The sequence below is a fragment of the Rubripirellula amarantea genome, from assembly GCF_007859865.1.
Lineage (GTDB): Bacteria > Planctomycetota > Planctomycetia > Pirellulales > Pirellulaceae > Rubripirellula > Rubripirellula amarantea.
On the sequence record NZ_SJPI01000001.1, the window covers coordinates 240,331 to 264,989 of the forward strand.

Here is a 24,659-nt window from a genome sequence, read left to right on the forward strand (position 1 = left end):
GAGACCATGGCTCGGCTAAGTCGGCCACCAAGCGTAAACCGCAATTGGCCGTTACACTGAGCGTGTCGCATTTCGACGCCCTTATCAATCGGAGGCATTTTTGCCTCGTTTTGTTGACGACGCCCTTCATGAATGAATCTCTACGCGAATCGCTGCAAAACCAGTTTCAATGGCAGGTCCAACTTCCTTGGCTGCTGCTGATTCTGCTTGCTCTGCCGCTGGTATTGTCGGCTTGGAAACTGAAGATCTACCCTTCGATTTGGTGGATTGTTTTGCTGACGATTTCCGTTGCCTGCTGCATCGTCACGATCTTTGCTCCGAACTTCTTGGTTGTCACCGCGGCGATCGATGTTGCATTGCTGCTTCTAGCGAGCGCCGATCTGGTGCTGCTCTATGTCCAGTCAAATTACGGGATCCAAGCCAGTCGCTCGATCGCTCGGACGGTCTCTTTAGGAGTACCATTCGATAGCGAAGTGACGATCGAAAACCGCTCAGGAATGACGTTAGTCGGTGAGGTTCGCGACGACCTGCCCGAACATTTTAGTTGCACGCCGAGCGAGCACGCGCTCCGATTGGCTCCTCGATCGCAGATGTCAGCCAAACGAAAGCTAACGCCTGGACGCCGTGGATCGTTCGAACTTCAGCACGTCTACCTCAAGTTCAACAGCCTTTGCCGTTTGTGGGTTCGACACGTCCGCATCGAAGTCCAGGACTCGCTGAAGGTCTATCCGGACATGAAGCAACTTGCGGACTACGCGTTACTTGCTCGCACGAATCGACTGAGCCTGATCGGCGTCCGTAAGACGCGCCGCATCGGCCAGGACAGCGACTTCGAACGACTCCGTGATTATTCGCGTGACGACAACTACCGCCACATCGATTGGCGAAGCACGGCACGCCGTCGGAAATTAACGGTACGCCAATTTCAAAGCGACCAGAGTCAACGCATCATCTTTTTGCTTGATTGTGGCCGCATGATGACCAATAGCCGTGACGGTTACAGCTTGCTTGACCACGCACTCAATTCGATGTTGATGATGGCGTACGTCGCACTTTCGCAGGGCGATTCCGTCGGTTTGCTTTGCTTTTCCGACACCATTCATTCATACATTCCACCTCGAGGTGGCAGCAGCCAAATGAACCGGCTTTTGCAGGCCGGCTTTGATCAGTTCCCGCGGTTGGTGGAATCTCGCTATGACCAAGCGTTCCTTTATTTATCCACTCACTGCAAACGACGAAGTTTGGTAGTGTTGGCGACAAATGTAATTGACGAAGTCAACGCGGGTGCGGTAGCGGATTACTTGGGAAATATCAGCGGGCAACATCTGCCACTGGGGGTCTTGCTTCGCGATCGCCAAATGTTTGACGCCGCCGATAGCCCTGGTGAAGTCGGTGATGGAGACGATTTTGCTATGTACAAAGCCGCTGCGGCCGCCGACATTCTATTGTGGCGTGACCAAGTGATCCGTGACCTTGGACATCGTGGTGTCTTGACCGTGGACGCCTTTCCCGATGAATTAACGGCCCCACTGGTCAACCAGTATCTCGAAATCAAAGCCAAGCACCTGCTGTAGGCAGTGCGCTGGCAATCTACTTAGCAAAGCATCCTGAATGGCGATCACGACTCGAACCATAACCATAGACGCTCCACGCGTAGGGCGGCTCGATTTGGTCGTTCGTGAGCTCGCGGAAACCTCCCGTTCGCAAGTCAAAGGGATGGTCGATCAAGGCTGCGTCTCGGTCAACGGCAAGCCTTGCCGTTCGATCGGACAATCGGTTTCCGAAGGCGACGTCGTCTCGCTGACCTATGACGATGCAAGACGCTACAAAGAGAACAAGAAGTCGTGGGAAGACCGAACGTTCAGCATCGTCTTTGAGGACGAGCATTTGATCGTGGTCGAAAAGGCCGCCAGCGTCTTGACCGTCCCCACCGACTACAACGACCGCAACACGCTAGTCGAACGTGTTTCACTTTACCTGAGCCATTCACGTCGCAAGCGAGAAGCATTCCTAGTCCACCGACTCGATCGGGCGGTTAGCGGCTTGCTGGTTTTTGGGAAACAGGAAGAAGTCGCCGATGCGTTGATCGAACAATTCAAACAACGCAAACCCAAGCGTCTTTATTCTGCGATCGTCGCGGGCGTCATGCCTGACGACCAGGGAACATTCGATTCGCACCTCGCAACAGGTAACAACCTGGATCAGTACAGCACTCGGCCATCGAAAGACACCGAACGAGCAATCACTCACTATCGAGTCCTGAAGCGATTGTCCGATGCGACCCACGTCGAACTAACCCTAGAAACGGGCAAGCGAAACCAAATCCGCGTCCATCTTTCCGAAGCCGGGCATCCGGTTCTGGGCGACCAACGGTACGAACCGAAGAAGGCCACCCACGATGGTTGGGTAAAGAAACGGATCGCGTTGCACGCCAAGTCACTTGAGTTCGTGCACCCGGTTACTGGCGAAACATTGTCCTTCGAATCGCCGCTGCCAACGCCCATGCAAAAATTCATGGCGGGGGCAAGGTAAACGCTACCAATCGCGCCGCATTCGTTGCCCGTGGCAACTCAACCAAGCTGAACCAAGTTTTCAGGCGTCTTGTTTCGATTTGCCAAGATCGCTTTTTGTTCGAGTTCTTCATCAACCAAGTTGTAGAACACATCACGTTGCCGGGGCACAAACCCTAGTTCCGTGATCGCTTCGCGGATCTGATCGAGCGTAAGAAAGTGAACGGTACCGGCTTCGGCGACAACGTTTTCTTCGATCATTAGACTGCCCATGTCGTTGGCACCAAATGTCATCGCGAGCTGACCAATCTTGAGCCCCTGAGTGACCCAACTGCTTTGGATACTCGGCACGTTGTCGAGATACAAACGAGAAACCGCTTGTGTCTTGAGATACTCAAAGGCACCCTTGGGCGAGATGTTGTCCATCTCGGTGTTATCAGGCTGGAATGTCCAACAGATAAACGCCGTGAAGCCCCCCGTTTCATCCTGCAACGACCGAATACGATCAAGGTGTTCGATTCGCTCGGCTAACGTTTCCACGTGACCAAACATCATCGTCGCCGTACTGATGCCGCCTAACCTGTGCCAAACTCGCATCACGTTGAGCCAATCGTCAGTCATCACTTTGCCGCGCGTGATTTCGCTTCGAACTCGATCGACCAGAATCTCGGCTCCACCGCCAGGAATACTGCCCAAACCAGCAGCTTTCAATCGCGTGAGCACTTCCTCGATCGAGAGGTTGTTGACCTTCGTGAAATGGTGCAACTCGGGTGGACTAAAACCGTGAATGTTGACCTGTGGATACGCGGTTTTGATGTCGCGTAAGAGTTCTTCATACCAATCGAGTTTGTACTTGGGGTGGAGACCACCTTGCATCAAAATTTGGTCGCCGCCCAAGGCCACTGTCTCGCCAACCTTCTCAAGCAATTCTTGGCGAGGCAAAACGTAACCTTCGTCGCTCTTGGGGCCACGATAGAACGCGCAGAAATTGCAAACGGCGGTGCACACGTTGGTGTAGTTGATGTTCCGATCAACGTTGTAGGTGCGGTATTCCTCGGGGTGCATGCGTCGCGAAACCTTATCAGCCGCAGCACCGATGGCGGCCAAGTCGTGACTTTCCAAAAGAGCCAAACCCTCTTCGGGCGTGAGTCTTTCACCTTCAATAGCCTTGTCCAAAATATGGCGAACAGAATCAGTCGAAGTAGCAATCATGATGGGATTGTCGCTAGGGGATGGTGAGGGCACGAAGCCCATTTGAAACGCTTTTTGGTGAAACTTTTCCATCCCAAAACGCTCGCCGCGCCCGAGATGGAAATGAAGGTTCTCTGCAAAATAACGGTGAACGTCTTCTTTGGTCAGCCCATGCTTGGCCGCCTCGACGTCTGCAATCGACTCGAAACTCTCTAGCCCGCTGTCGCGTGAAGCCTGCAACATTGAAACCAAGTCGGATCGAGAGACACCTTTTTTGTCGAATCCCTTGCGAGCGACCCAGGCTGCGAAGACAAACGGAGTTTCCGTCCATCGGCACCAACGATCACCAAGATCCCAGATCGTTCGGTAGACCCCGCGAGCAGGGTGCATTGCACGGTCGCCAATCATCAAGATTGCATCAGCGTCAACGGACTCCGGCGATTGATCCATCGTCATCGGTACCGTTTCCGGCATCAGTCCGTGCATTTCCTTCAACAGAATTCGCACCATCGCGGCGCTGGTGCGACTGCCTTCATCCAAAGCCAAACGCTTAATTTGTTCAACCGGAACACGGCTAAGCAAACGAACGCTCCAAACCGGACCGCGGCAAGCGATCGCCGCATCAGAAATAATTTCGTAGTCGTTCCCACGAAAAAACTCGACAATTGGAATCAACGCCACATCGAGTTTGCCCGAAGCCAAATCGTCGGCCAACCGACTGGGCAAGTCCAACGTCAACTCACCGCGATCACCGAGTTGCTGCGGCAAGGTATGAATCAGCGGTTTGGTGTTCAGATAGGAAACAGCACCGATGCGGAGCATGACTTGGGACCAAAGGCGAAGGGAATTTTGTCGTCCAACTTTACTGGAATAACCGCTTAGCGGCACCGGTGGCAACGCGATTAAGCCAAGGGATCGGCTGAAACCGTAACTCGCTTCCCGCTTCTGGGATCATGAAACTCAATCGAGACAGCACGAAGGGCAATCGGGATCCCAGCATCCGAACTCGGACCGTAAATCGCGTCCCCATTGATGGGGAACCCTCGCCAAGCCGCCCCCACTCGCAGTTGATGCATCCGTCCGGTGAGGGGATTTAGCGTCAATCGCGTGGTCTGGGTCACCGTATCGAAATCGGCTCGGGTGACTCGGGTCTCGGCGAGTTGTGCTCCCGGATCGGATTCGCTCGCTCGCTCGACGCGGGGTTGCTGATCGACCTTTCGAATCCAATCTTTCCAATGGGCATCGATCTGGGTGGCGTCTCCGGCAACTACAGCTTGGTAAGTTTTGAGAACTTTGCGAGCCCGAAATTGTTCGCTGAGCAGCCGAGCCGACTTTTTGGTCAGTGCTACCAGGATCACTCCGCTAACGGGCACATCCAGGCGGTGGGGCATTGCGAGATAGCGAGCGTGTTCACCCAATTGATCTTTGAGTTGATCCTTGAGTGCATTTTCGAGCGACGGGAATTGTGGTGGTGCTTGGGTAGGCAGCCCCGCTGGCTTATCGACGGCTATCCAAGTTGGTTCGCTTTGAAGAATCGGTATCATTTTCCACTCGCCATCAGGGCTACAATCGTCTTGTGAACGAAAATCCGCCCCCTACCGAACCCACTCGCCACTTTGCAACACGCTGCGAGCCCAAACATAGCGAGCCCGAACATGGCGACGACCAGTGCTGTGAGGCCAACATTACTGAAACCAACGAGGGCGAACCGGTTCGGAATCAAGCTCGTTTTCAGTTATCGCTCCGAGAATACATCGGCCTGCTGACGATTGCGATGCTAGGGATGGGCCTGTTTGCCTCGATCACGCGATTGCGATCTGCGACCGATGAACTAGCACGATTGCGAGCGGAAACTGGATACCTATCGGATACCGAGGCAGGACAAATTGCCGCAGCGAGAGCTCCCAGCGATCAACCACTGACCTATCGCGTCCGAATACGCGTCCCGACACCGGAAGTCGGCAGCCCCCCTCTTAAGTATCGTTTGGCGTATAGTTCCGTGTGGCCGCGAAACTCAGCCAAGCCAGCTTGGTTTGGTGCGGTACCGGTGCCGCCAGGCGAGTCGCTGGTGACTTTACGAGTGATGGAGGACCCTCGCGACGATCGCTGGAAAATTTCCGCATTGATCTCGTCCGAATCCGGGAACAAGCGAATGGCGACCGCCTTGCCGCCGAATCAGGTGCGTATTTTCCGAGGCTCTCATGACGTCATCAGCACCGGAATTCCTCGCGGACAAACGTTCGCGGCCGCGGGTGATCAAACGATTCGAGTGTTGGACGAACGATGGCTGGTCGGCGAGGGCAGCCTAATGTTGTACGGTGATAAGCCGCCCGAAGAGGACCAAATTGGCATCTATGCAGAACTGCAACCCGATTTGGGAACGTTATAAGTAGGCACGGGGCGACACCGTGTGAGCCACGGCATTCCTGTGATTCACCGAGTTGCCTCTGCCTGTCATCTGAAACCTGCTACCAAAAAACCAATTTCCCCATGGCCAAAGACTTTCTCAAAGGTGCCTCTGACCAATACGACGTCGTTGTGATCGGAAGCGGTTTGGCGGGCATGACGTCGGCCAATATTTTGGGCCGCGCTGGTCATCGCGTGCTACTTCTCGAACAACACTACAAGCTCGGCGGACTAGCGACTTGGTTTCTTCGTCCCGGTGGTCATATCTTTGACGTCTCGTTGCATGGATTTCCGCATGGCATGATCAAGTCGTGTCGTCGCTATTGGAACCGTGATATTGCCGACCGAATCGTTCAACTTAAAAACATTCGCTTCGACAACCCGCAATTCTCGCTGACGACAACCTTCAACCGCGAAGACTTCACGCGGTTGCTGACAAGCGACTTTGGTATTGAAAAGAACACCGTTGACGAGTTCTTCGACACCGCTCGTGGGATGAACTTCTACGACGATCAAGCTACCACCACTCGCCAATTGTTTGACCGGTTCTTTCCCGGCCGCGATGATGTGGTGCGATTGCTAATGGAACCGATCACCTATGCGAACGGGTCCACGCTCGAAGACCCCGCGATTACCTACGGCATCGTTTTCAGCAACTTCATGAGCAAAGGTGTCTTCATTTACGAAGGCGGCACCGAAGACTTGGTCGCCCGCATGAAGAAAGAACTCGAATCCAACAACGTCGACATTCGAATCAATTGCCCGGTTGAAAAAATTGTCGTCAAAGATGGCCACGTCGCAGGCGTCGAAGTTAACGGTCGCACGATCGGATGCCGTGCCGTGGTCAGCAACGCGAATTTGCGCACGACCGTCCTTAAGTTTCTGGGCAAAGAAGTACTCGACCCCGGCTTTGTCGAGAAGGCTCAAGAGGTGCGATTGAACAACAGCAGCACCCAGGTCTACATGGCACTTAAAGAAGGGGAGACGATCGATGAGTCCTCGGGCGATCTGTTCTTCACGAGTACCGCTAAAGAGTTTCGCACCGACTTGTTGCTCTCGCGAGACATCACTAGCCGAACGTTTAGCTTCTATTATCCTCGCACACGTCCTCAAAAAGCCAAAGAACGCTTTGCAATCGTTAGCAGCACCAATGCCAATTGGTCGGACTGGGCGGATCTAAGCGAAGAAGATTACATCGCCAGCAAAGCGGACTTGGTGGAAACCACCATCGATGCACTTGAAAAATACATCCCGGGTGTTCGCAACAAGATAGACCGCGCCGAAGCCGCCACGCCGAAGACGTTCCACCACTATACGCAACATGAAATGGGCGCAAGTTTTGGAACCAAATTTGAAGGCTTGGGTGTCAGCCGAGAACTGCCACAGCAAATTGGTGGCATGTATCACGCGGGCAGCGTCGGAATCATCATGAGCGGCTGGCTCGGAGCGATTAACTACGGAGTCATCGTTAGCAACGAAGTCGACTCGCAACTGCACAATGAAAGTGTCCACGTCTAGCCATGAAACTTTGTCGTTTCCAAACCACCGACGGTCCTCGCACCGCGATCTACCATCCCGATCACGGGATTTGTCCGGTCGATCTGTCCGATGATCAGTTCTATACCACCAAGGTTGAACCAAACGATACGTGGCTGCCCATGCCCGAACGTTTGTTGCCCCCGGTTCCCAATCCCGAGAAAATCATTTGCATTGGGTTGAACTATCGCGACCACGCCATCGAGACTGGGTCGGATATCCCGACCGAACCAGTTGTGTTTAGCAAGTTCAACACCGCCTTGGTGGGACACGGCGATGCGATCATCCTGCCAAAGGTCGCAAACCGAGTTGACTATGAAGCTGAATTGGTAGTGGTGATCGGCAAGTCAGGTCGACACGTCCACGTCAACGACGCAATGGACCACGTATTTGGATTCACGTGTGGCCACGACGTGTCAGCGCGTGATTGGCAAAAAGGGCGTCCCGGTGGTCAATGGTTGCTGGGAAAGTCGTTTGATACGTTCGCTCCGCTGGGCCCGTGCTTGGTGTCCAAGGACGAGATCCCGGACCCAGCCAACGTCCGAGTGCGAATGCATCTCAATGGCGACGTGGTTCAAGACAGCACCACAGCTCAGTTGATATTTGACATCCCGACGCTGATCAGTCACCTGTCGCAGATTGTCACCTTGAAGGCCGGTGATTTGATTTACACCGGTACACCGCCAGGCGTTGGTGCAGCCAGGAATCCCCCCGTCTTCCTAGCCCCGGGCGACCAATGCGCCGTAGAAATCGACGGCATCGGTCGGTTAGAAAACGTTTGCCAAGCTGAGGCGTGACAACGCTTGGGCAGGGACGAATTGTCGTGTTGCCGGTGCAGTATTGCCGGCGCACTGTTGCCATGGCAGTATGCCAACACAACATCGACCCAGCTTTGCTGCGTCATCTTTAAATGACTTCGCAAGCTAGTCGCGATGGTGATCGACACTAACGTAGCGATCCCATCACGGCACTTCGCAGACGACTGCCGATCATTTCGACCTCGTCGGTGTTGCCAACCTTGCTTAACACTTTTGTTCGCATCTCTTCGATGGAAGCGTCTGCACTGGCTAATAACGTGCGGGCTTCGCCAGCCTGTTCGCTGAGCCATTGTCGAAGTGCCATCGTTTGCTCAGCGTGAACCTTGTTCACCTCGGCCGCCAACTTCTCTTTCGAAGCACGCAATTGATCGGCCACCGCATCTTCGCCAGCCCGACGCAAGATCTGGCCAAGGTTGGTGTTCATATTCAGATCGAGTTTTTTCCAGGTACCTGAAAAGTTTGCGTCGACTTCAATGCGATCAACTGCAGCAAGACTGTTGCGGAGCGATTCAACACCCGCCTTGCCGGCGAACTTATCAGCTACGTTGAGGTCAAGTTGTACTCCCGTTTGTTTGCTGACGAACCGACCTTCAACGGCATCACCTTCGGTGCGAATTTGAACCCACAATTCTCGCTTGCCGCCACTGACGGCGACCGCTGAACCACCCTTACCAAGTTTCATTGGCTTGGCATTCATTTCAGGCCAGTGCAGTGTCATCAGGTCAACATCGTTGCCCATTCGACGATCACGCACGTACTCCACTCGCATCGAATCAGGGCCATCTAAGTTCAAACGAGCTCGAGTCGGTTCGGCCAACAGGTCGGGGCTCGGCGTCATATTTTCAACCACGCCGGTCATTTCGTAGATGTCACCGCCCGCTCGCATGGTGCCACCAATTTCACATCGGCGGACCATCAAACTCGGACGAGCAACCGAACTCAAATCGTAATCTTCACCACGAGTCCGCTCGGTCTCTGGCGCGACGATGGTGTAGTTGGCAAGCGTCCGACCTCCATCGAGATACGATTTCACTTGAGCAATTTGATCTCGCACTGAACTGGCGATGATATCGACGCCAAATTCGCCGGCACCGGTTAAATCGCCGGGAACGTACCGGTCAACCTTTTCCATGTCGATTCGCTTGGCTTCGTCGAGTGCAGCAAGGTCCGTCTGCAGTTGCCCGGGCAGTCCATCGATCGTGGTGCGAATTTGAAGTAGTTCATCACGAGCGGCACGTGCTTCGGCGAGGGTGCGTTGCAATTCTTCCCAGTCGCGAAGAGGATTGTCGATGCCGCGAGCACGATCACGAATTTCGCGAATGCTTTGTTCCAAGGCTCGAGCGCGGTCCGTCATGTTCGCGTATTCGGTTTCCCAGCGAGCACGGATTTCTTTGCTGCGGCGAAGGGTTTCGAGATCACCGACAACGGCATCGGCGGTGTCAGATAGTTTGTCACTGGCATCGCCGACCAAGCGATCGAGCATCGATGGACCGGTGCTTTCGACTTCTTCCTCAGGCTCTTTTTCGAGGTGTCCCGAGCTCTCACGACGGGTGCCAATCTTCAATCCCGTGATGCGACCATCACTGGCAACCCAGCGACGTTGCATCAACGCTTGGCCATCGATGACCAATTCGATCGAGTCGGCAACCACGGCGTCACGCATTTCCTTGTCGTCACGCGGATCAGCGATATGAACATCGAGATACTGCACTCGAGGCGGGAACAAGCCCACCTTGGTATTAGCAATCTCGGCTTTTGCGCCAGTCGCTTGCTCGATTCCTCGAACCGTAACATAGCTGGCAACGGGACCGAGTCCGAAGCCCAACAATACAACAATGGCGACAACGACAATCAGCCGTGTCAAAACGAATGTCCAGCGAATCATGCTACGTTCCTTTGCTGCGAGTCTCGCAATTGGCGAAGCAGATAGTTCAGTGCTTCGTCCATCGGCTGAGCTTCATTGTCGGCGACCTTGCGATCCGCGACTGGCGATGCAGATGTGTCAGATGAATTTTGGTGGGCGTCCGCGGAATCTTTGACGCGGATGACGTCGATACGAGTTTCGACCGTGCTTCGGTGGTCACTATGCGAAGCAGGTGCAGCGATACCCACAGGTGGATCGGTCCGTTGGATCTCAACGAAATGAATCGGCTCGCCGTCTGCCTTTTCAGATCGCGTTGGGCGAGGACTTGGTTGGTCTTGCTGATCGCGTCGCGGCGATGGGACACCAACCTGGCCGTGATCGACGTAGGTGATCTCGTCGGACGAACTTCGCTGACGACGTTTTTTTGTGGTTGCTTTTGCTTCGCCCAAGTCACCTTGCTCAGTCTCGTCTTGAGCATTGACCTTGGGTGCGAACATCCTAAAAACGGGATACGTGATCAAGAAAATCGGCAGCAACGCGACCAAGCCGATGGTGAAACTTCCTAGCACGACGGTGTTGTTTAGATCCGTCCAAGGCACCATGGGAAATTCCCAAACCTGCATCGCGATGGGCGAGATCTTTTCGTGATTGAGCATGGTTTCGCCAAGTGTGTGCGAAACCGGATCAAGCTTGGTTGCCAAGAACGAGACACCGACGGCGGTAAGTGCTGCCATCGCATGGTTAAGCCTAAGCGACAGAACCACAAAAAGAATCGCGACAGCGAGCAAGTTGCCGTGCGGAACGATTCCCAGCAGCACGCCAAAGGCGACGGCCCAAGCGAGCTGCGACGGGTACTTACGTCCCGCAATCGCCTTTCGCACAAAGCCAATCAGTTTTATCGTCCAAAGGATCATCGAGCTTGCGCCTCCATGCGCTAGGATTGTTCCTCGAAATCACTCACGAACATGCGTACAGAGCCCTTTCGAGTGGACATTCATTCGTTGTTATCGGCAAACTTTGCCTGTTCATTCAATACAAGCCGCAAATTTTATCAGAGGAGCAGTTTCACGATGGTTTGCGGCAATGGGGTTTCGCAAGTGAAACTGCAATCACGTGCGTCCGTAGCCGAATACGTCTCGATTTGAGAGACTGTTACTGCTTTTGACCAAACGTGTCAAAGCGCTGGGCGACACTGTTCTGCCTGGATAGAAATCAATCCGGAAGCACGTTGTCCTCCTGAGGCTGACGTTAGTCGACTCGCAGACTCGATCGGTAGGGAACCGTGAAACAAAACTTACGTGAAACGATTTACTTGGGCTGGGACGCTCCCTTGTTGCCAGCGGCCGTGCAAACCTTGATCAGTCGGTTTCAAGTCGATGATCGAGTTGAGCTCGAAAACGTGCTGTGCGTTCTTCCAACCGCTCGCGGCGCCAATCGTTTGAAAAAGCTGCTCTTCGATGCGACCGCTTCAGCATCCTTAATGCTAGAGCTACCCACCATCATTACCACCGGCGAGCTTCCTGAACGGCTCTATCATCCTAACTATCCAGCCGCATTAGAGTTTGAACAAACGCTGGCCTGGGCGGGGGTACTGCGTCACACGCATGCTGATGATCTAAAGGTTTTGGTGCCGAGCCTACCAACGGAAGATGCCGTTGGCGCTTGGTTGGAACTCGCCGGCACCATTCGCAGACTGCACGGTGAGCTTTCCACTAGTATGCTTTCGTTTGACGACGTTGCCGGTCAAGCAGAAACCGACGGAGAAAAACGCCGCTGGGAACTATTGGCGACGCTTTCGCACCAGTACGAAACGGAACTCGAACGAGTGCAGCTTGCCGATCCCGACAATGCTCGGATCGATGCAATTCAAAAGCGATCATGCCGCTGCGATCAAACCATCGTGCTGATCGGAACCAGCGACATGAGCGATTTGTTGTTGCGGATGTTGGAGGTGGCCAAAGCGGACGTGATTGCGATGGTGGCGGCGCCGAAAAGCATGGCCAATCGATTTGACAAGTTCGGCTGCGTTCACACCGAGCGATGGCTCGAACACGAATTGCCACTTAACGATGAACACCTCGTTCCTGCGGACGATATTTCTGACCAAGCGGTCGCGGTTGCTCAATCGCTTGACGAACAAATCAAAGTCGTGGGCCATCGAGAAAGCGGCCAACGCGTCGTGATTGGCGTCACCGACGAAACTCACGTTGGGCCGGTAGAAATGGAACTTCGAGGATCGGGACATCACACTTTTCGTGGACTCGGTTGGACCGTTGCCTCGACTTCAATCGGAAGGCTGTTCGATTTGACGTCGGCTCACTTGCAGCTTCGCACGTGGCGAACGTTGGCTGCTTTGGTTCGTCATTCCCACGTGGCTCACCAGATTACTCAGTCGCTTGAACTGGAAAACTCCGCCAAGTGGATCGAAAACTTAGACGGGTTGTTGGCGAATCACTATCCTACGCGCATCGACGGCGAACTTCCCACGGTTGCGATTAGCAGGCACTCCGTAGCGATCGAGGTCGCGAAGTGGGTCGACCAATGGCTTCAACCGTTTTGGGGTGGCCTAGGTAAAACATCAGCAGGCAAAAAATCAGCGAGTAGAAAGTCAGCAACCAAAACGATCGGCGGCTGGTGTAGCACGATCGCAGATTGGCTGGACTCGGTGCCATCGCCGCTACCGGAGCACCAATCGCACCGCACGTCGATGGCTACTCACGCGGCGAAAACACTCTTGCAGAGGTTTGCATCACTCAATTCTGACTTGGACCTGACCGTGACCGGGGGAATTGCGATGGAGATGATGTCGGTACGACTTGCCGACCTGCGAGTGGTGGGCACGCCCGACGCCAATGACATTGAGATCATCGGTTGGCTGGATTTGGCTCTTGATGACGCTGATGCGATGACCGTGATCGGATTTAATCACCCGTTCGTCCCGTCGGCGGTGACCAGCGACCCGTTCTTGCCAGGTTCATTGCGCACGATGTTGCGAATGGCGGACAACGATCGACGATTTGCTCGTGACATTTACGCCGCGCAGTTGGTTCTTTCGACGCGACGGCACACGCGATTCATCGTTGGTAAAAACGGTGCCGACGGTTCGCCCACACCCCCAAGTCGTTTGATCGCCGCAGCTCCCAAACCCGACATCGCTCGACGTGTCCGCAATTTGCTTGAGGGGAAACGCGAACTGGCACAGGTTGTTCATAGCTGGGACAAAGGACCCGACGTTACTCATCTGCCCATTCCAAAATTTGACCTTTCCAAAGAACGGAAATCGGCCAGCGATCCGATCGTCAAGGTCATGAGCGTTACGGCGTTTCGCGACTACCTGACCTGTCCGTATCGCTTTTACATACGCCACGTATTGAAATACAAACCACTTGATGATGAAGGGCGTGAACTAGCGGCGAATCAATTCGGTGATCTCGTTCACGGAGCGTTAGAAGACTTTGGCAACTCGCCTTACAAAGGCGAATCAAGCGTTTCCAAAATTGAAGCGGCTTTGTTGGAATACTTACACGCTTACGCTGATCGCTACTATGGCGGGGACACGTCGATGGCAGTGACGTTGCAAGTCACGCAAGCTGAACGTCGGCTTAAGGCGGTTGCCATTGAACAAGCCCAACGCATTGAACAAGGCTGGACCATCCACGCAACCGAAGCATCGGTCAGCGAATCGGCGGGAGCGTGCATCACGGTCCCCGAAGGAAAGATGGGAATCCGCGGACGCTTCGACCGCATCGACTTTCATGCTCAAACTGGACGCTGGGCGATTTTGGACTACAAAACGCATGGACATTCACCCGAGAAAAAACACTTCAAAAAGATTGATGGTGTTCCCACTTGGATCGACCTGCAATTGCCTCTGTATCGGATGATGATTCCATATTTGGATCTTGGGAAGGATGCGTCGCCCGCTAACGTCGAACTGGGATACTTCAACGTTAGCGAGAAAGACGAGGAAACAAAAATCAATCTGGCAACGTTTACGCCAGAGCAATTAGACGAGGCCGATGAAATTATCTGTCGGTGTGTATCGGGTGTGCTTCGCGAGGAATTTGAACCGACCGACCAACACGTTGACTTCGACGACTACAGCATGATTCTTCAGACCGGCATCGCAGACCGAATGCTTGACCGAGATGAAGTGTGGGGGCAAGGCGAATGAGCAAATCGAAACCAGACCCCAATCAAACACTTCTTCAATGGGCTGATGAACGAGACGTTACGGTTGAAAACGAAGCCATCGAAGACCGACTCGGCCATCTACAACCGACGCTCGTGCGAGCTTCGGCGGGAAGCGGCAAGACTTACCAACTAACCGCAAGACTGCTTCGAATCTTGCTTCAAGGAGCCGCTCCGGAAACGATTCTTGCGACGACGTTCACACGTAAGGCAGCCGGGGAGATCCTCTCTCGCGTATTGATTTCGTTGGCCAAAGCAGCAGACGAGGACGACGACAAGGCACTTCAATCGCTTCGAGCTCAGGTCGACATTCCCTCGCTCCCGAGAAGCTCTTGCTTGTCGCTGCTCGACAACCTGATGCGAAACATTCACCGCTTACGTATTTGCACCCTCGATGCGTTGTTCGCCCAGGCGGCTCGATCGTTCCCGTTCGAACTCAATTTGCCTCCCGCGTGGCGTTTGACCGATGAAATAGAAGAGGTTTGGATGCGGGAACGGGCGATCGATCAAGTGATTGGAACGCTTGATCGCAGTGAAACGATCGCTCTGCTTTCGATGCTAGGGCGCGGTGAAGTCAAACGCTCGGTGGTTCGCGAATTGATTGGCGTCGTGGAAACAGCTTATTCGATTCAACGGCAAGCGGGCGAAGAGGCTTGGAAGAAACTATCGGCGCCGGCATTGCCCGAGAACGAAGTGATCACTCGGGCGGCTGGATTGTTGCTGACCGCCAAACCGAAGCAAAAGACGCTGAAGGCAAAACTCGAAAAAATGGGCGATGCTTTGCAAGCTCGACAGTTCGCTTGCCTGCATGGTGAAACGCTGATTACGAATATCGCCAAGGCTCGCAGGAGTGGTGACCCAGTCAAACTTGGTCGCAGTGTCTTCCCGGACGGTTTGGACGAAGCTTTTGACGTACTTTTCGAAATCGCTAAGAGTGAAACGCTACGATTGCTGCGGGCGCAGAACGAGGCAACCGGAAGCGTACTGCATAACTACGACTACCAAATCGACTCACTCAAACAGAGTGCACGAGCGTTGGGATTTGACGATGTCGCGATTCGCTTGGCGAGTCAGTTTGCAGCGTTGGACGAACAATCCGTGTCCTCTCGCATGGATGGTGCGGTCGATCACCTGTTGCTTGATGAGTTCCAAGATACCTCGCCCGTTCAATGGCAAGTACTTCGGCCACTCGCGATAGCTTGTGCATCGGATCGCGAGGAAGTGAACCCCAATGCGACCGAAGAGGTTCGTCAAATCCCTCGTTCATTCTTTTGCGTAGGTGACACGAAACAAGCGATCTACGGATGGCGGGGCGGGGTAGCCCAGATTTTTGACGCGGTCGCCATTGAGGTGCCTGACGTGGAAGAAAAGAAGCAAAACGAAAGTTTCCGCAGCAGCCCCGTGATTATGGATGGGGTTAACGCGATCTTCAGATGCCTGTCGAAACATCCGATCGTTTCCCATGCCGACAAAACGAATAAGGCGGACCGCGGCTATCACGAGGCATTTGCAATCGACAAATTTGCGAAAGACTTTCCCGTGCACGTTACCGCAAGGAAGGACTTAGCTGGACACGTTCAATTTGTGACATCACGTAAGTGCGAAGGTGATGCAACCGAAAAGCGTATGACTTGCTTTGAAGATGCCGCCCGAATCGTCCGGCATATCAATGCGGTCGCCCCTAACCGCAGCATTGGAATCTTGACTCGAACGAACCGCGGCGTTGCCGAGATGATCCTTCTGCTTGAAGCAATGGGAGTCGACGTTTCGCAAGAGGGTGGCAACCCGCTGACAGATTCGGCAGCCGTGGAAGTGATTTTGTCGGCGCTGATGATGGCCGACCATCCAGGTGACGGCCGTTGGGAACTGCACGTGTCCAGTTCTCCGCTAAGCGAACAGGAAGGGTTTGGGCCAGACTTCGTTCGCAACCTAGTGGAAGAACGCGGGATAGCTGAAGCAATTGAGTCATTGGCTGCGACAATCGCCCCGGTGTGTGATTCGCGAGATACCATTCGGTTGAAGCAGCTAACGCGATTGGCCTTGGCGTACCAATCCAACGTGGCCCCGCGACTACGCGACTTTGTACGGTTGGTTCGCGAAAAGCGAGTCGAGCGTCCTCAAGCGGCCAAAGTGCGAGTGATGACGGTTCACCAGTCCAAAGGGCTAGAATTTGACGCCGTCGTGCTGCCACAATTGGATGGCGATTTAGTTCGCGCCAGCGGTAAGCCTATCGCGATGTCGAAAAAGCTGGGGTCACCCCCAGAAGGTTTGACGCGTTATCTCAGCCACGACAACTGGCACTTCCTAACGCCGGCTTGGCAGAAAGCGTTCGGTGACGCCACGTGTGCGTCGATGACCGAAGCGATGTGCTTGATGTACGTCGCCATGACACGTGCGCGACAAGGCCTTTACATGGTAGTTCCGCCAGCGACGAAGAAATCATACGAGACCAAAACGGCCGGCTCGTTGATTTACCACGCGGTAGGCAGTCAGGAAGACCCCACTCAGCCCGAGACGGTGTTATGGGAATTGGGTCAGGATGACTGGTATGTTTAGTCGTCAAAACAAAACGAAAGTTGTCTGCGTCGCCGTTCTTGAACCCAGTTAAGCCCGACCGAGCAGAGACCTTGTTGGATCTATCAATCGACATCGAAGAAACCATTTCGCCCTATGCCCAACCCAAAAATCCTTCACTCAGCCGACATTCACCTCGATTCGCCGCTGCGAAATTTGGCTCAGTATGAAGATGCGCCAGTGGATCAGATTCGCGGCGCCACTCGACGAGCGCTTTCCAACTTAGTGGACTTGGCGATTTCCCAAGAGGTTCGTTTGGTTGTAATCGCAGGCGATCTCTACGATGGCGATTGGCCCGATCAAAACACGGGGCTGTTCTTTGTTTCTCAGGCAACCCGCTTGATTAAAGCGGGCATCCCGATGGTTATCATCCGGGGAAACCACGATGCCTTCAACAAGATGACTGTGAACCTGCGGTTGCCTAAAAATCCCGACGGCAGCGAGGTGATGTTGAGTGAAACGGAAGTCGATTCTCGCGAATTTGACTTGGGTGATGTCCGAGTAGCAGTTCACGGCCGCTCGTACCGCAAGCAGCACGAACGAGGAGACTTGGTCAAGCACTATCCCAAAGCACGGTCGGGTTTATTCAATCTTGGTGTACTGCACACAGGATTAACTGGGCTCGATGGTCACATCTCTTATGCCCCATGCACTCCGCAGCAGTTGGCGGATTTTGGCTATGACTATTGGGCCCTAGGACATATCCACAAACGAGGTGAGCACCAGATCGAAGGCGCCGCACCGGTGGTATTCAGCGGAAACATTCAAGGTCGAAAAATCACCGAACCGGAAGCCAAAGGGTGCGTGATCTTTGAAGTGGATTCCCAAGGTGCGGGCGAACGAGTGTTCCACCCTCTCGACGTTGTGCGATGGGAACAGTGTTCCATTGACATATCGGCGTACTCAAACACTGACGACGTGATGGATTATTACGAATCATGGCTCAGAACCAAAATCGAAGAAGTTGACGATCGTTTGTTGGTTCCGCGAATCGAAATGACGGGTCGCTCTGAATTGCACACCAAACTCTCTCGCGACTTTGACTCCATCGAAGCGTCCTTGCGAGCTGCGTCGATTTCGATTGGCGGCGGCCAAGTTTGGATGGAAAAATTTAAGCTGCGATCTAAACACCCGGATCGCAGTTCCACAGACTCAACTTTTTCGTCGATCGATCCCTCAGCGATAGCCTCCATCACAGCGGTCGTCGATGAGCTCACCAGCAAGACTCAAACCGCTAAACCAGTCACTAGCGCATCGGGAATGTTGTTCGACGACATCGAAGCCTGCGACGAAGAACCAAATGACCCCGAGGCAACTCAAGGCAGTCAAGCCTCCACAGCCGCAGATTGGATCAGCGAAGAATTATCGTTGCTGCTACACAAGCTGCCTAAGGAACTCAGTGGTGAAGATGCCGTAATCGACTTAAGCGACGACGCTAAGGTTGGTGAGTGGATCGAACAAGCGGCCGGCGAATTGATGAGCCGATTGCAGGGAGCGGAATCCGAATGAAAATTGAACGTCTTGATCTGATCGCGTACGGCCACCTGACTGATGTCACCATCGACCTTTCGGCCAAACCTTATCAATTCCATTTGATTGTCGGCCGGAATGAGTCTGGCAAATCAACGTCGATGCGAGCTATCAATGCATGGTTGTTTGGCTTCCCCGGCCAAACCCCCGACGATTACGTCCACACCATGAAAAAGCTGCGAGTCGGCGGCGTCGTTAGCGATGAAAAACAAAGCTTGCACTGTGTGCGTCGCAAAGGCAACAAGAACACATTGCTTGACGGAGCCGACGGCAAGTCGAGTATCAACGAAGCATCGTTGCAAGAAATGCTGGGTGGAATTGATGCGACGACATTCGCCTCGCAGTTCGCCATCAGCCACGAAGAATTAGTGGCCGGTGGCGAGATGATTTTGCAAGGGCAGGGCGAACTAGGCGAAATGCTCTTCGCAGCCGGAGCAGGACTCGGCAAACTTAAAAAGGTCCAAGAGCAACTCAAGCATGACTACGAGACTATCTTCAAACGACTGGGAAAGTCACGCATTGCCGATACGCTGAAGATTATCAAACAGATGAAGGAGGATCTGAAGAAAGCTCAAGTTCCACCCGCAGAGTACGCGAGACTGCAATCTGAATTGGCGGACAAGCAAGCCGAAATCGAGGAACTCAAACGCGAAGCCGATACATTGTCACATCGACGTGCTCGACTTCTGGCGCAGATCGAAGCTTTGCCGATCATTCCAATGTGGCATCAGGCGACCAAGGATTTCTCTGAAGTGGCTGGCACACCTATCTTGTCCGCTGACTTTACCGATCGACGTCGGAATCTTGCAGCAGAGATGAGCATAGCAACCAGCAACATCGAGCGTGTTGAAAGCACGTTGTCGCGTCTGCGGCTACAACTAAGCGAGGTGAAAGAGGACAAGCCAATTCGCGATAATCGTCGAGAGATCGAAACGCTTATCAAGGAACTGCCGGTCCGGGAAAAGGCCGAGGCTGATCGCAAGGGATTCATGTCCAATGTGCTTCATAGCCAAGAGCGAGACCTACGTGCGAAATTGGCGGACCTTGCGAAAGTCACGTCTCAATCATCGACTGACAACTCACAACGATCGAACCTTGAAGATCAGGTCCACCAATACCAACTCAATGAAAGCGAGCGTAAGAAAATCGTTCGCTTGGCGGGTGAGTACGCGAGGGTCGTGACGGGATGCGAAGACAAACGGCGGCAGGTGGAACGATTGCGGCAACGAATCGAATCCTGCGGTAAGGAACTTGAAGCCTTGCCTTTGGAATCACATGCTGAAGGGTTGTCGCAAGTGCTTGCGCAAATCGGCCAGCCTTCGGCGATGGTGGAAAATCTGCGTGAAGCCCAATCTCAAGTCCAGCGGTTCGAGGACCGTTGCGAAGTCTTTCGGTCGCGACTTCGACTCGATCAATCACTGGATCGGATCGTCACGATGGAACTACCGGACCCTGCGATCGTCAGTCAAACATCGGCCCGGATCAACTCTATCGACGAAGAGACGGAAATCGCTAGACGTCGAGTCTTAGAACTAAAACGGCAACTTGCCGACGAAGAAGCTGGCTACGAAGCGATTGAAACGAAAGCTCACCTACCTTCCCTGGGTGACTTGGACAAGGCTCGACAAGTGCGAGATCGCATGCTTGCGGCGATTCACAAACAAACACTCGTTCATGCGGAACGAGATGAATCCTCGCTTACCGACGCTAGCGTCGACACTTTCGAAACCGACAGCGTCATGCAAGCGGTGCGTCGGGCGGATGAGATCGCCGATCAGCTTCGAATGCACCAAAAGGAAGTTCACCAGCGGGAAACCATGGTGGCGACGATCCGCAAGTTGACCGCCAAAGTCCAGCAGGCGCAAAGCGAATGGGACAAGCAAAAGGAACTGCAAGCCAACATCCAGGAACACTGGAACATCGTTTGGACAGAAAAAGGGATCACACCGGGATCTCCGCAAGCGATGCGAGACTGGATTGACGAACACGAAAAACTTGTTGCGCTTGCTGAATCCCTGGAGGACGAACGGGCAAGCCTGAAGCGATTTGAAGCCTCGGTCGAAGACGCGACTCAAAGATTGGCCATGGCTTTGAAACTTAATGCCGATGCTTTGGAAGGGGCGAACTTGCTGGACCTACATGCTAAGGCAAGCCTGATTGCCGAGCAGAACGACGCTCTGGTTCAGCAGCGAAAATTAACGATGCAACAGATTGAGGGATGGACTTCGGAATTGTCGGAAGCGGAAACCACGCTCAATGCTCGTGAAGCTGATTTAGTGGCTTGGCAGGAACAATGGGATGTCGCCATGCATTCTTTGAGTCGAGACTCATCCGCTAAGTCGTCGCTTGCGCCCGAGGATGTGATCGCGATGCTCGATTCGATCAAGGATCTAAGTAATCTGAAGAAGGATCGAGACGACATGCTGCATCGGATGACTTCCATTGAAAACGAGACGCAAGCGTTCTTGAAATCAGCAGCTCGTACGGTTCATGCGGTCCACGGTGACGAAGTAAAGATCATGACCGAAGGCGACGACACCAGTGTTCTCTTGCAACATGCCGCGTCGTTAATCCAAGAACTTCATCAGCGGTCCAAGCAAGAATCAATCGACTCGGCCGCCCGGGATCGGCTGCGCGAGGACATCGCCAAAGCCGAACAGGAACTGAAGGCAGAGTCTTTAACGATGCAGCGTCATTTCGTGCTGCGAGATGAGCTTCTGCAGGAGTCCGGCAGTGAAAGCCTAGAGGCGCTACCAGCGATTGAGGCTCAATGGCGACGGCGTGAGACCGCAGCCGCCCAAGTCCGATCCACCGAGAATGACCTTCGGCGGTTGGCAGGTGGCGAGGATCTGGAACGGTTCATTGAAGGCATTGGCGACGTCCAACCAGCAATTCTGGAAGATCATCTCGCCGAAACGGATCGCGACCGAAAACGCATTTCTGATCAGCTCGAACTTGCTATTGAAGGACTTGGTGCGATCGGCCAGTTGCTGAAACAAATGGATGGAGGCGAAACGGCATCTGATATTTCGCAGGCGATCGCGGGGCAACTCGGACAGCTTTCCAGCGATGTTGAAGCCTACGTACGCTTGAAGTTGGCGGGTGCAATTTTGAATCGTGCGATCGAGCATTATCGAAGCGAAAACCAAGAACCCGTGTTACAGATCGCGGAGACGTACTTTCGGGAACTAACCGGCGGTGCTTATGTGGGACTTAACGTTGACTATCCCAATGAAGGCGATGTCCCAATTCTGCACGGTCGCCGAGCCTCCGGCGATGATGTTCCCGTCAGCGGAATGAGTTCGGGGACGGCCGACGCCCTGTATTTAGCCTTGCGATTAGCCTCGCTAAAACATCGCTGCGACAGCGGCAAACCAATGCCGTTGATTATTGATGACTGCTTGCAACGATTTGACGAAGTTCGTTCGGCGGCCGCGTTGCGAGTGCTTTCGAAGTTATCGGCGTCGACTCAGGTGATCATGTTCACTCACCATGATCACCTCGAAGGCCTAGCGAGAGAATCGCTTGAAGCGGGGGAGTTCCATGTTCACCGCTTGGCAACCTAGGGCTCGTTCCCACCAGCCTTATTGACCACGGGTTCATGCTGATCGGCGACTACCAGCCCTACTCATCAACGGCAGTTGCGATAACCTGAAGGTTTGGTTTTTTGTCGCTATTGGTAAAACGTCATGTCATCCGCTCAAGAACGAATTCTCGCCCAATACCATGGCCTCATGCAGGTCAACGCTTCATCGCACCTGTTGCGGTCAGCTCGCGAAATCGGCTTGATTGGCGAATTGCGTGAGGGTCAGCGGACACTGGAACAACTTCGTGACAATCTCAGCCTCAGTGAGGCGTCGCTGCAGCTTTTTCTTGATGGGCTGATGTCGATCGGGATTGTGGAAAAGTACGACGAAGATCACGCCCTTTCTCGCGCCGGTCATCTGCTTTGTCAGTACGACGATGATTTGGGCGATTCCACTTGGTCGAACTTACCTGACCTCGTTAGAGGAAAGATTGATCGCGAAAACATCGACGACCAGGCTCAGCATGATTACTTAGCGGCCACACAGTGGTCGCATACCGCATCAGCGATGCAGGCGGCTGAGATACTGGACATTGGCGGCCAGGACGAACCAGCGGGGCTGCGGATTCTGGATTTGGGGTGCGGATCGGCAGTTTGGAGTTGTGCGATGTCCTACCGGGATCCTGAATCAACGTTGACGGCGGTCGATGGCCCCGGTGCGATCGAAGCAGCGACCGCCACCGCCGAGTCGATTGAGCTAGGCGAACGTTTTTCGCCAATCACTTCACTGCCCGAAGACGCGGAATTGCCAGCGGAGTCATTCGATTTGGTGATTCTGGCTCAGCGAATTTCATGCTTGGACGAAGCGGAGGGTAAAAAGTTGATCGACAAGGCCGTCGCAGCAACGGCTCCCAACGGTCGATTGATTGTGATTGACCTGTTTCGCGGCAACTCGGCACCTAGTTTGTCAGAGAGCCTAGAGGCGCTCAAGCTGAACTTGGGGACCCGAGGTGGATACATTCGATCACTAGACGAAATTCAAGCGAACTTAGCTCAGGCCGGGTTGGGAAATGTCCAATTCACGTACCTAGCAGCAAGTCGAATCAATCTCGGCATGGCGGTGGGGCGGAAATGACCAGGGAAGTTTGCGATTTAGTCCCGGGATGTGGTTGACGAAATCGCTTAGCACTTCCTAGGATACGTGGCTCGAAACCAATCATTTCCCACCCTGACCCTTCGGACCCCAGACAATGGCTGTCCCAAAACGTAAACACTCCAATAGCCGAACTGGCAAACGCCGTAGCCACGACCACGTGAAAAAGCGTCAGATCGCTTATTGCCCACAGTGCAGCAGTGCTGTGCCAACGCACACGGTATGCCCAAAATGTGGCTATTACCAAGGCCGCACCGTAGTTGAGCCGCAAGAAGCGTAACGCTTTTTGCTTGCTTGCCTCGGAATCTACAAGACCCAAACACATTGGAGTCCAGGTTTTCGCGGCTGTCAGGTTCCTTGATTGAGATAATGACTCGATTGAGACGCCTGCCAGCGGTCAAAGCCTGGACTCATCTCTTTTCCCATGAACTCATCTGCGATTCTCTTTCCCGGCCAAGGCGCACAATCCTCCGGCATGGGCCGCTGGCTTTGCGAAGAACATTCCATTGCCGCTGACTTGTTTGCCCAGGCGAACGAGGTGCTTGGCTACGACTTGCGAGCGATCTGCGATCAAGATCCTGCCGAGGAATTGAACGCGACCGAGTACAGCCAACCGGCACTGTTCACCGTCGGAATGGCTGCCGCTCGAGTGCTTGAGCAGACGGAGCCTGATCGAATCAAGAGCATCGGTGCAGCCGCGGGGCTTAGCTTGGGCGAATACACCGCGGTTTGCTTCGCTGGGGGACTCGACTTCGCCGACGCATTGCGACTGGTTCAAAAACGCGGCCAAGCAATGCAGGCTGCCGCGGACGCGGTCGACTCGGGCATGGCAAGCGTACTGGGGCTCGAGCTGGAAGCCGTGGAAGAACTTTGCCAATCCTGCCGCGATGGCGATGAAGTCCTGCAACCCGCCAACTTGCTTTGCCCTGGCAACATCGCCGTGTCAGGACACAAAAGTGCTATCGAAAAACTCATTCCGGCGGCAACCCAAGCCGGTGCGATGAAAGTGATTCCGCTAGCCGTTGCGGGTGCTTTCCACACCTCGTTGATGCAACCGGCTGTTGCGACGCTCAAGGCTGCACTCGCCGAGATGCCGATTCAAGACACTCGGATTCCGGTTTACAGCAATGTCGATGCGGCTCCTCATACGTCCGCCGACGAAATTCGCGATCTCCTATCTCGGCAAGTCGTTGGATCGGTCCTTTGGGAAGCCTCCGTTCGCAGGATGATGGAGGACGGATTCGACAAGTTCGAAGAAGTCGGCACGGGTCGCGTTCTGCGAGGAACATTGAAACGCATTAATCGCAAAATCGAAGCTGATGGATTTGGCGACGGGTAGTCGAGTAGCGCCGGCAAACGC

The 24,659-nt window shown here is 53.9% G+C and carries 16 protein-coding genes and 1 pseudogene; 12 read left to right on the forward strand and 5 right to left on the reverse strand.

What is annotated here, in order from left to right:
- The first annotated feature begins 128 nt into the window (after window positions 1-128).
- Together Pla22_RS00945 and Pla22_RS00950 are read left to right on the forward strand one after the other, a co-directional pair.
- Window positions 129-1,574, forward strand: coding sequence for a DUF58 domain-containing protein (locus Pla22_RS00945; RefSeq protein WP_146512915.1), 1,446 nt, complete (start codon window positions 129-131; stop codon window positions 1,572-1,574).
- Window positions 1,575-1,611: 37 nt separating this feature from the next.
- Window positions 1,612-2,532, forward strand: a complete 921-nt coding sequence (locus Pla22_RS00950; RefSeq protein WP_146512916.1) for an RluA family pseudouridine synthase — start codon at window positions 1,612-1,614, stop codon at window positions 2,530-2,532.
- A 38-nt stretch (window positions 2,533-2,570) separates the two neighbouring features.
- On the opposite strand, the gene mqnC is transcribed toward Pla22_RS00950, so the two are convergent.
- The 3 genes and pseudogenes from mqnC to Pla22_RS00960 all read right to left on the reverse strand — a co-directional run bounded on the left by mqnC (window position 2,571) and on the right by Pla22_RS00960 (window position 5,245).
- Complete coding sequence (gene mqnC, locus Pla22_RS25460; RefSeq protein WP_207310357.1) at window positions 2,571-3,722, reverse strand: cyclic dehypoxanthinyl futalosine synthase; 1,152 nt, start codon at window positions 3,720-3,722, stop codon at window positions 2,571-2,573.
- Window positions 3,723-3,779: 57 nt separating this feature from the next.
- Window positions 3,780-4,523 (reverse strand): annotated as a pseudogene (locus tag Pla22_RS25465) (menaquinone biosynthetic enzyme MqnA/MqnD family protein); the annotation flags it as partial.
- A gap of 80 nt (window positions 4,524-4,603) precedes the next feature.
- Window positions 4,604-5,245, reverse strand: a complete 642-nt coding sequence (locus Pla22_RS00960) for an RluA family pseudouridine synthase (RefSeq protein WP_242631724.1) — start codon at window positions 5,243-5,245, stop codon at window positions 4,604-4,606.
- 32 nt (window positions 5,246-5,277) lie between these two features.
- Between Pla22_RS00960 and Pla22_RS00965 the strand changes: the two genes are divergently transcribed.
- From Pla22_RS00965 to Pla22_RS00975, 3 genes are all read left to right on the forward strand, one after another.
- Window positions 5,278-6,090, forward strand: coding sequence for a hypothetical protein (locus Pla22_RS00965; protein WP_242631725.1), 813 nt, complete (start codon window positions 5,278-5,280; stop codon window positions 6,088-6,090).
- A 101-nt stretch (window positions 6,091-6,191) separates the two neighbouring features.
- Window positions 6,192-7,625, forward strand: a complete 1,434-nt coding sequence (locus tag Pla22_RS00970; protein WP_146512918.1) for a phytoene desaturase family protein — start codon at window positions 6,192-6,194, stop codon at window positions 7,623-7,625.
- Window positions 7,626-7,627: 2 nt separating this feature from the next.
- Entirely contained in the window at window positions 7,628-8,440 is an 813-nt protein-coding gene (locus Pla22_RS00975) for a fumarylacetoacetate hydrolase family protein (protein ID WP_146512919.1), read from the forward strand.
- Between the two features lie 148 nt (window positions 8,441-8,588).
- On the opposite strand, the gene Pla22_RS00980 is transcribed toward Pla22_RS00975, so the two are convergent.
- Window positions 8,589-10,346: a TIGR03545 family protein gene (locus Pla22_RS00980; protein ID WP_146512920.1), complete on the reverse strand. Its 1,758-nt coding sequence runs from the start codon at window positions 10,344-10,346 to the stop codon at window positions 8,589-8,591.
- Complete coding sequence (locus Pla22_RS00985) at window positions 10,343-11,239, reverse strand: DUF2062 domain-containing protein (protein ID WP_146512921.1); 897 nt, start codon at window positions 11,237-11,239, stop codon at window positions 10,343-10,345. The genes Pla22_RS00980 and Pla22_RS00985 overlap by 4 nt, the downstream gene beginning before the upstream one ends.
- A 368-nt stretch (window positions 11,240-11,607) precedes the next feature.
- Between Pla22_RS00985 and Pla22_RS00990 the strand changes: the two genes are divergently transcribed.
- The 7 genes from Pla22_RS00990 (at window position 11,608) to fabD (ending at window position 24,638) form a co-directional block, all read left to right on the forward strand.
- Window positions 11,608-14,499, forward strand: coding sequence for a PD-(D/E)XK nuclease family protein (locus Pla22_RS00990; protein ID WP_146512922.1), 2,892 nt, complete (start codon window positions 11,608-11,610; stop codon window positions 14,497-14,499).
- Window positions 14,496-17,072 (forward strand): UvrD-helicase domain-containing protein, encoded by a 2,577-nt coding sequence (locus Pla22_RS00995; RefSeq protein ID WP_146512923.1) that lies wholly within the window; start codon window positions 14,496-14,498, stop codon window positions 17,070-17,072. Before Pla22_RS00990 ends, Pla22_RS00995 begins: the two co-directional genes overlap by 4 nt.
- 114 nt (window positions 17,073-17,186) lie before the next feature.
- Window positions 17,187-18,599 carry a metallophosphoesterase family protein gene (locus tag Pla22_RS01000; protein WP_146512924.1) on the forward strand — a complete coding sequence of 471 codons (1,413 nt, stop codon included), beginning with the start codon at window positions 17,187-17,189 and terminating at the stop codon, window positions 18,597-18,599.
- Entirely contained in the window at window positions 18,596-22,186 is a 3,591-nt protein-coding gene (locus tag Pla22_RS01005) for a YhaN family protein (protein WP_146512925.1), read from the forward strand. The genes Pla22_RS01000 and Pla22_RS01005 overlap by 4 nt, the downstream gene beginning before the upstream one ends.
- Window positions 22,187-22,309: 123 nt before the next feature.
- Entirely contained in the window at window positions 22,310-23,281 is a 972-nt protein-coding gene (locus Pla22_RS01010) for a class I SAM-dependent methyltransferase (protein WP_242631726.1), read from the forward strand.
- A gap of 115 nt (window positions 23,282-23,396) precedes the next feature.
- Window positions 23,397-23,579: a 50S ribosomal protein L32 gene (rpmF, locus tag Pla22_RS01015; RefSeq protein ID WP_146512926.1), complete on the forward strand. Its 183-nt coding sequence runs from the start codon at window positions 23,397-23,399 to the stop codon at window positions 23,577-23,579.
- 132 nt (window positions 23,580-23,711) lie between these two features.
- A complete protein-coding gene (fabD, locus tag Pla22_RS01020; RefSeq protein ID WP_146512927.1) occupies window positions 23,712-24,638 on the forward strand; it encodes an ACP S-malonyltransferase in 927 nt (308 codons plus the stop codon).
- Window positions 24,639-24,659: the final 21 nt, after the last annotated feature.

What these genes read in the sequence shown, in the direction of transcription:
- Pla22_RS01005 (WP_146512925.1), top strand. Translation starts at nt 18,596, where the DNA reads ATGAAAATTGAACGTCTTGATCTGATCGCGTACGGCCACCTGACTGAT.
- Pla22_RS00995 (WP_146512923.1), top strand. Translation starts at nt 14,496, where the DNA reads ATGAGCAAATCGAAACCAGACCCCAATCAAACACTTCTTCAATGGGCT.
- Pla22_RS00970 (WP_146512918.1), top strand. Translation starts at nt 6,192, where the DNA reads ATGGCCAAAGACTTTCTCAAAGGTGCCTCTGACCAATACGACGTCGTT.
- Pla22_RS00945 (WP_146512915.1), top strand. Translation starts at nt 129, where the DNA reads ATGAATGAATCTCTACGCGAATCGCTGCAAAACCAGTTTCAATGGCAG.
- Pla22_RS01010 (WP_242631726.1), top strand. Translation starts at nt 22,310, where the DNA reads ATGTCATCCGCTCAAGAACGAATTCTCGCCCAATACCATGGCCTCATG.
- Pla22_RS01000 (WP_146512924.1), top strand. Translation starts at nt 17,187, where the DNA reads ATGCCCAACCCAAAAATCCTTCACTCAGCCGACATTCACCTCGATTCG.
- Pla22_RS00985 (WP_146512921.1), bottom strand. Translation starts at nt 11,239, where the DNA reads ATGATCCTTTGGACGATAAAACTGATTGGCTTTGTGCGAAAGGCGATT.
- Pla22_RS00975 (WP_146512919.1), top strand. Translation starts at nt 7,628, where the DNA reads ATGAAACTTTGTCGTTTCCAAACCACCGACGGTCCTCGCACCGCGATC.
- rpmF (WP_146512926.1), top strand. Translation starts at nt 23,397, where the DNA reads ATGGCTGTCCCAAAACGTAAACACTCCAATAGCCGAACTGGCAAACGC.
- Pla22_RS00950 (WP_146512916.1), top strand. Translation starts at nt 1,612, where the DNA reads ATGGCGATCACGACTCGAACCATAACCATAGACGCTCCACGCGTAGGG.
- mqnC (WP_207310357.1), bottom strand. Translation starts at nt 3,722, where the DNA reads ATGATTGCTACTTCGACTGATTCTGTTCGCCATATTTTGGACAAGGCT.
- Pla22_RS00960 (WP_242631724.1), bottom strand. Translation starts at nt 5,245, where the DNA reads ATGATACCGATTCTTCAAAGCGAACCAACTTGGATAGCCGTCGATAAG.
- Pla22_RS00980 (WP_146512920.1), bottom strand. Translation starts at nt 10,346, where the DNA reads ATGATTCGCTGGACATTCGTTTTGACACGGCTGATTGTCGTTGTCGCC.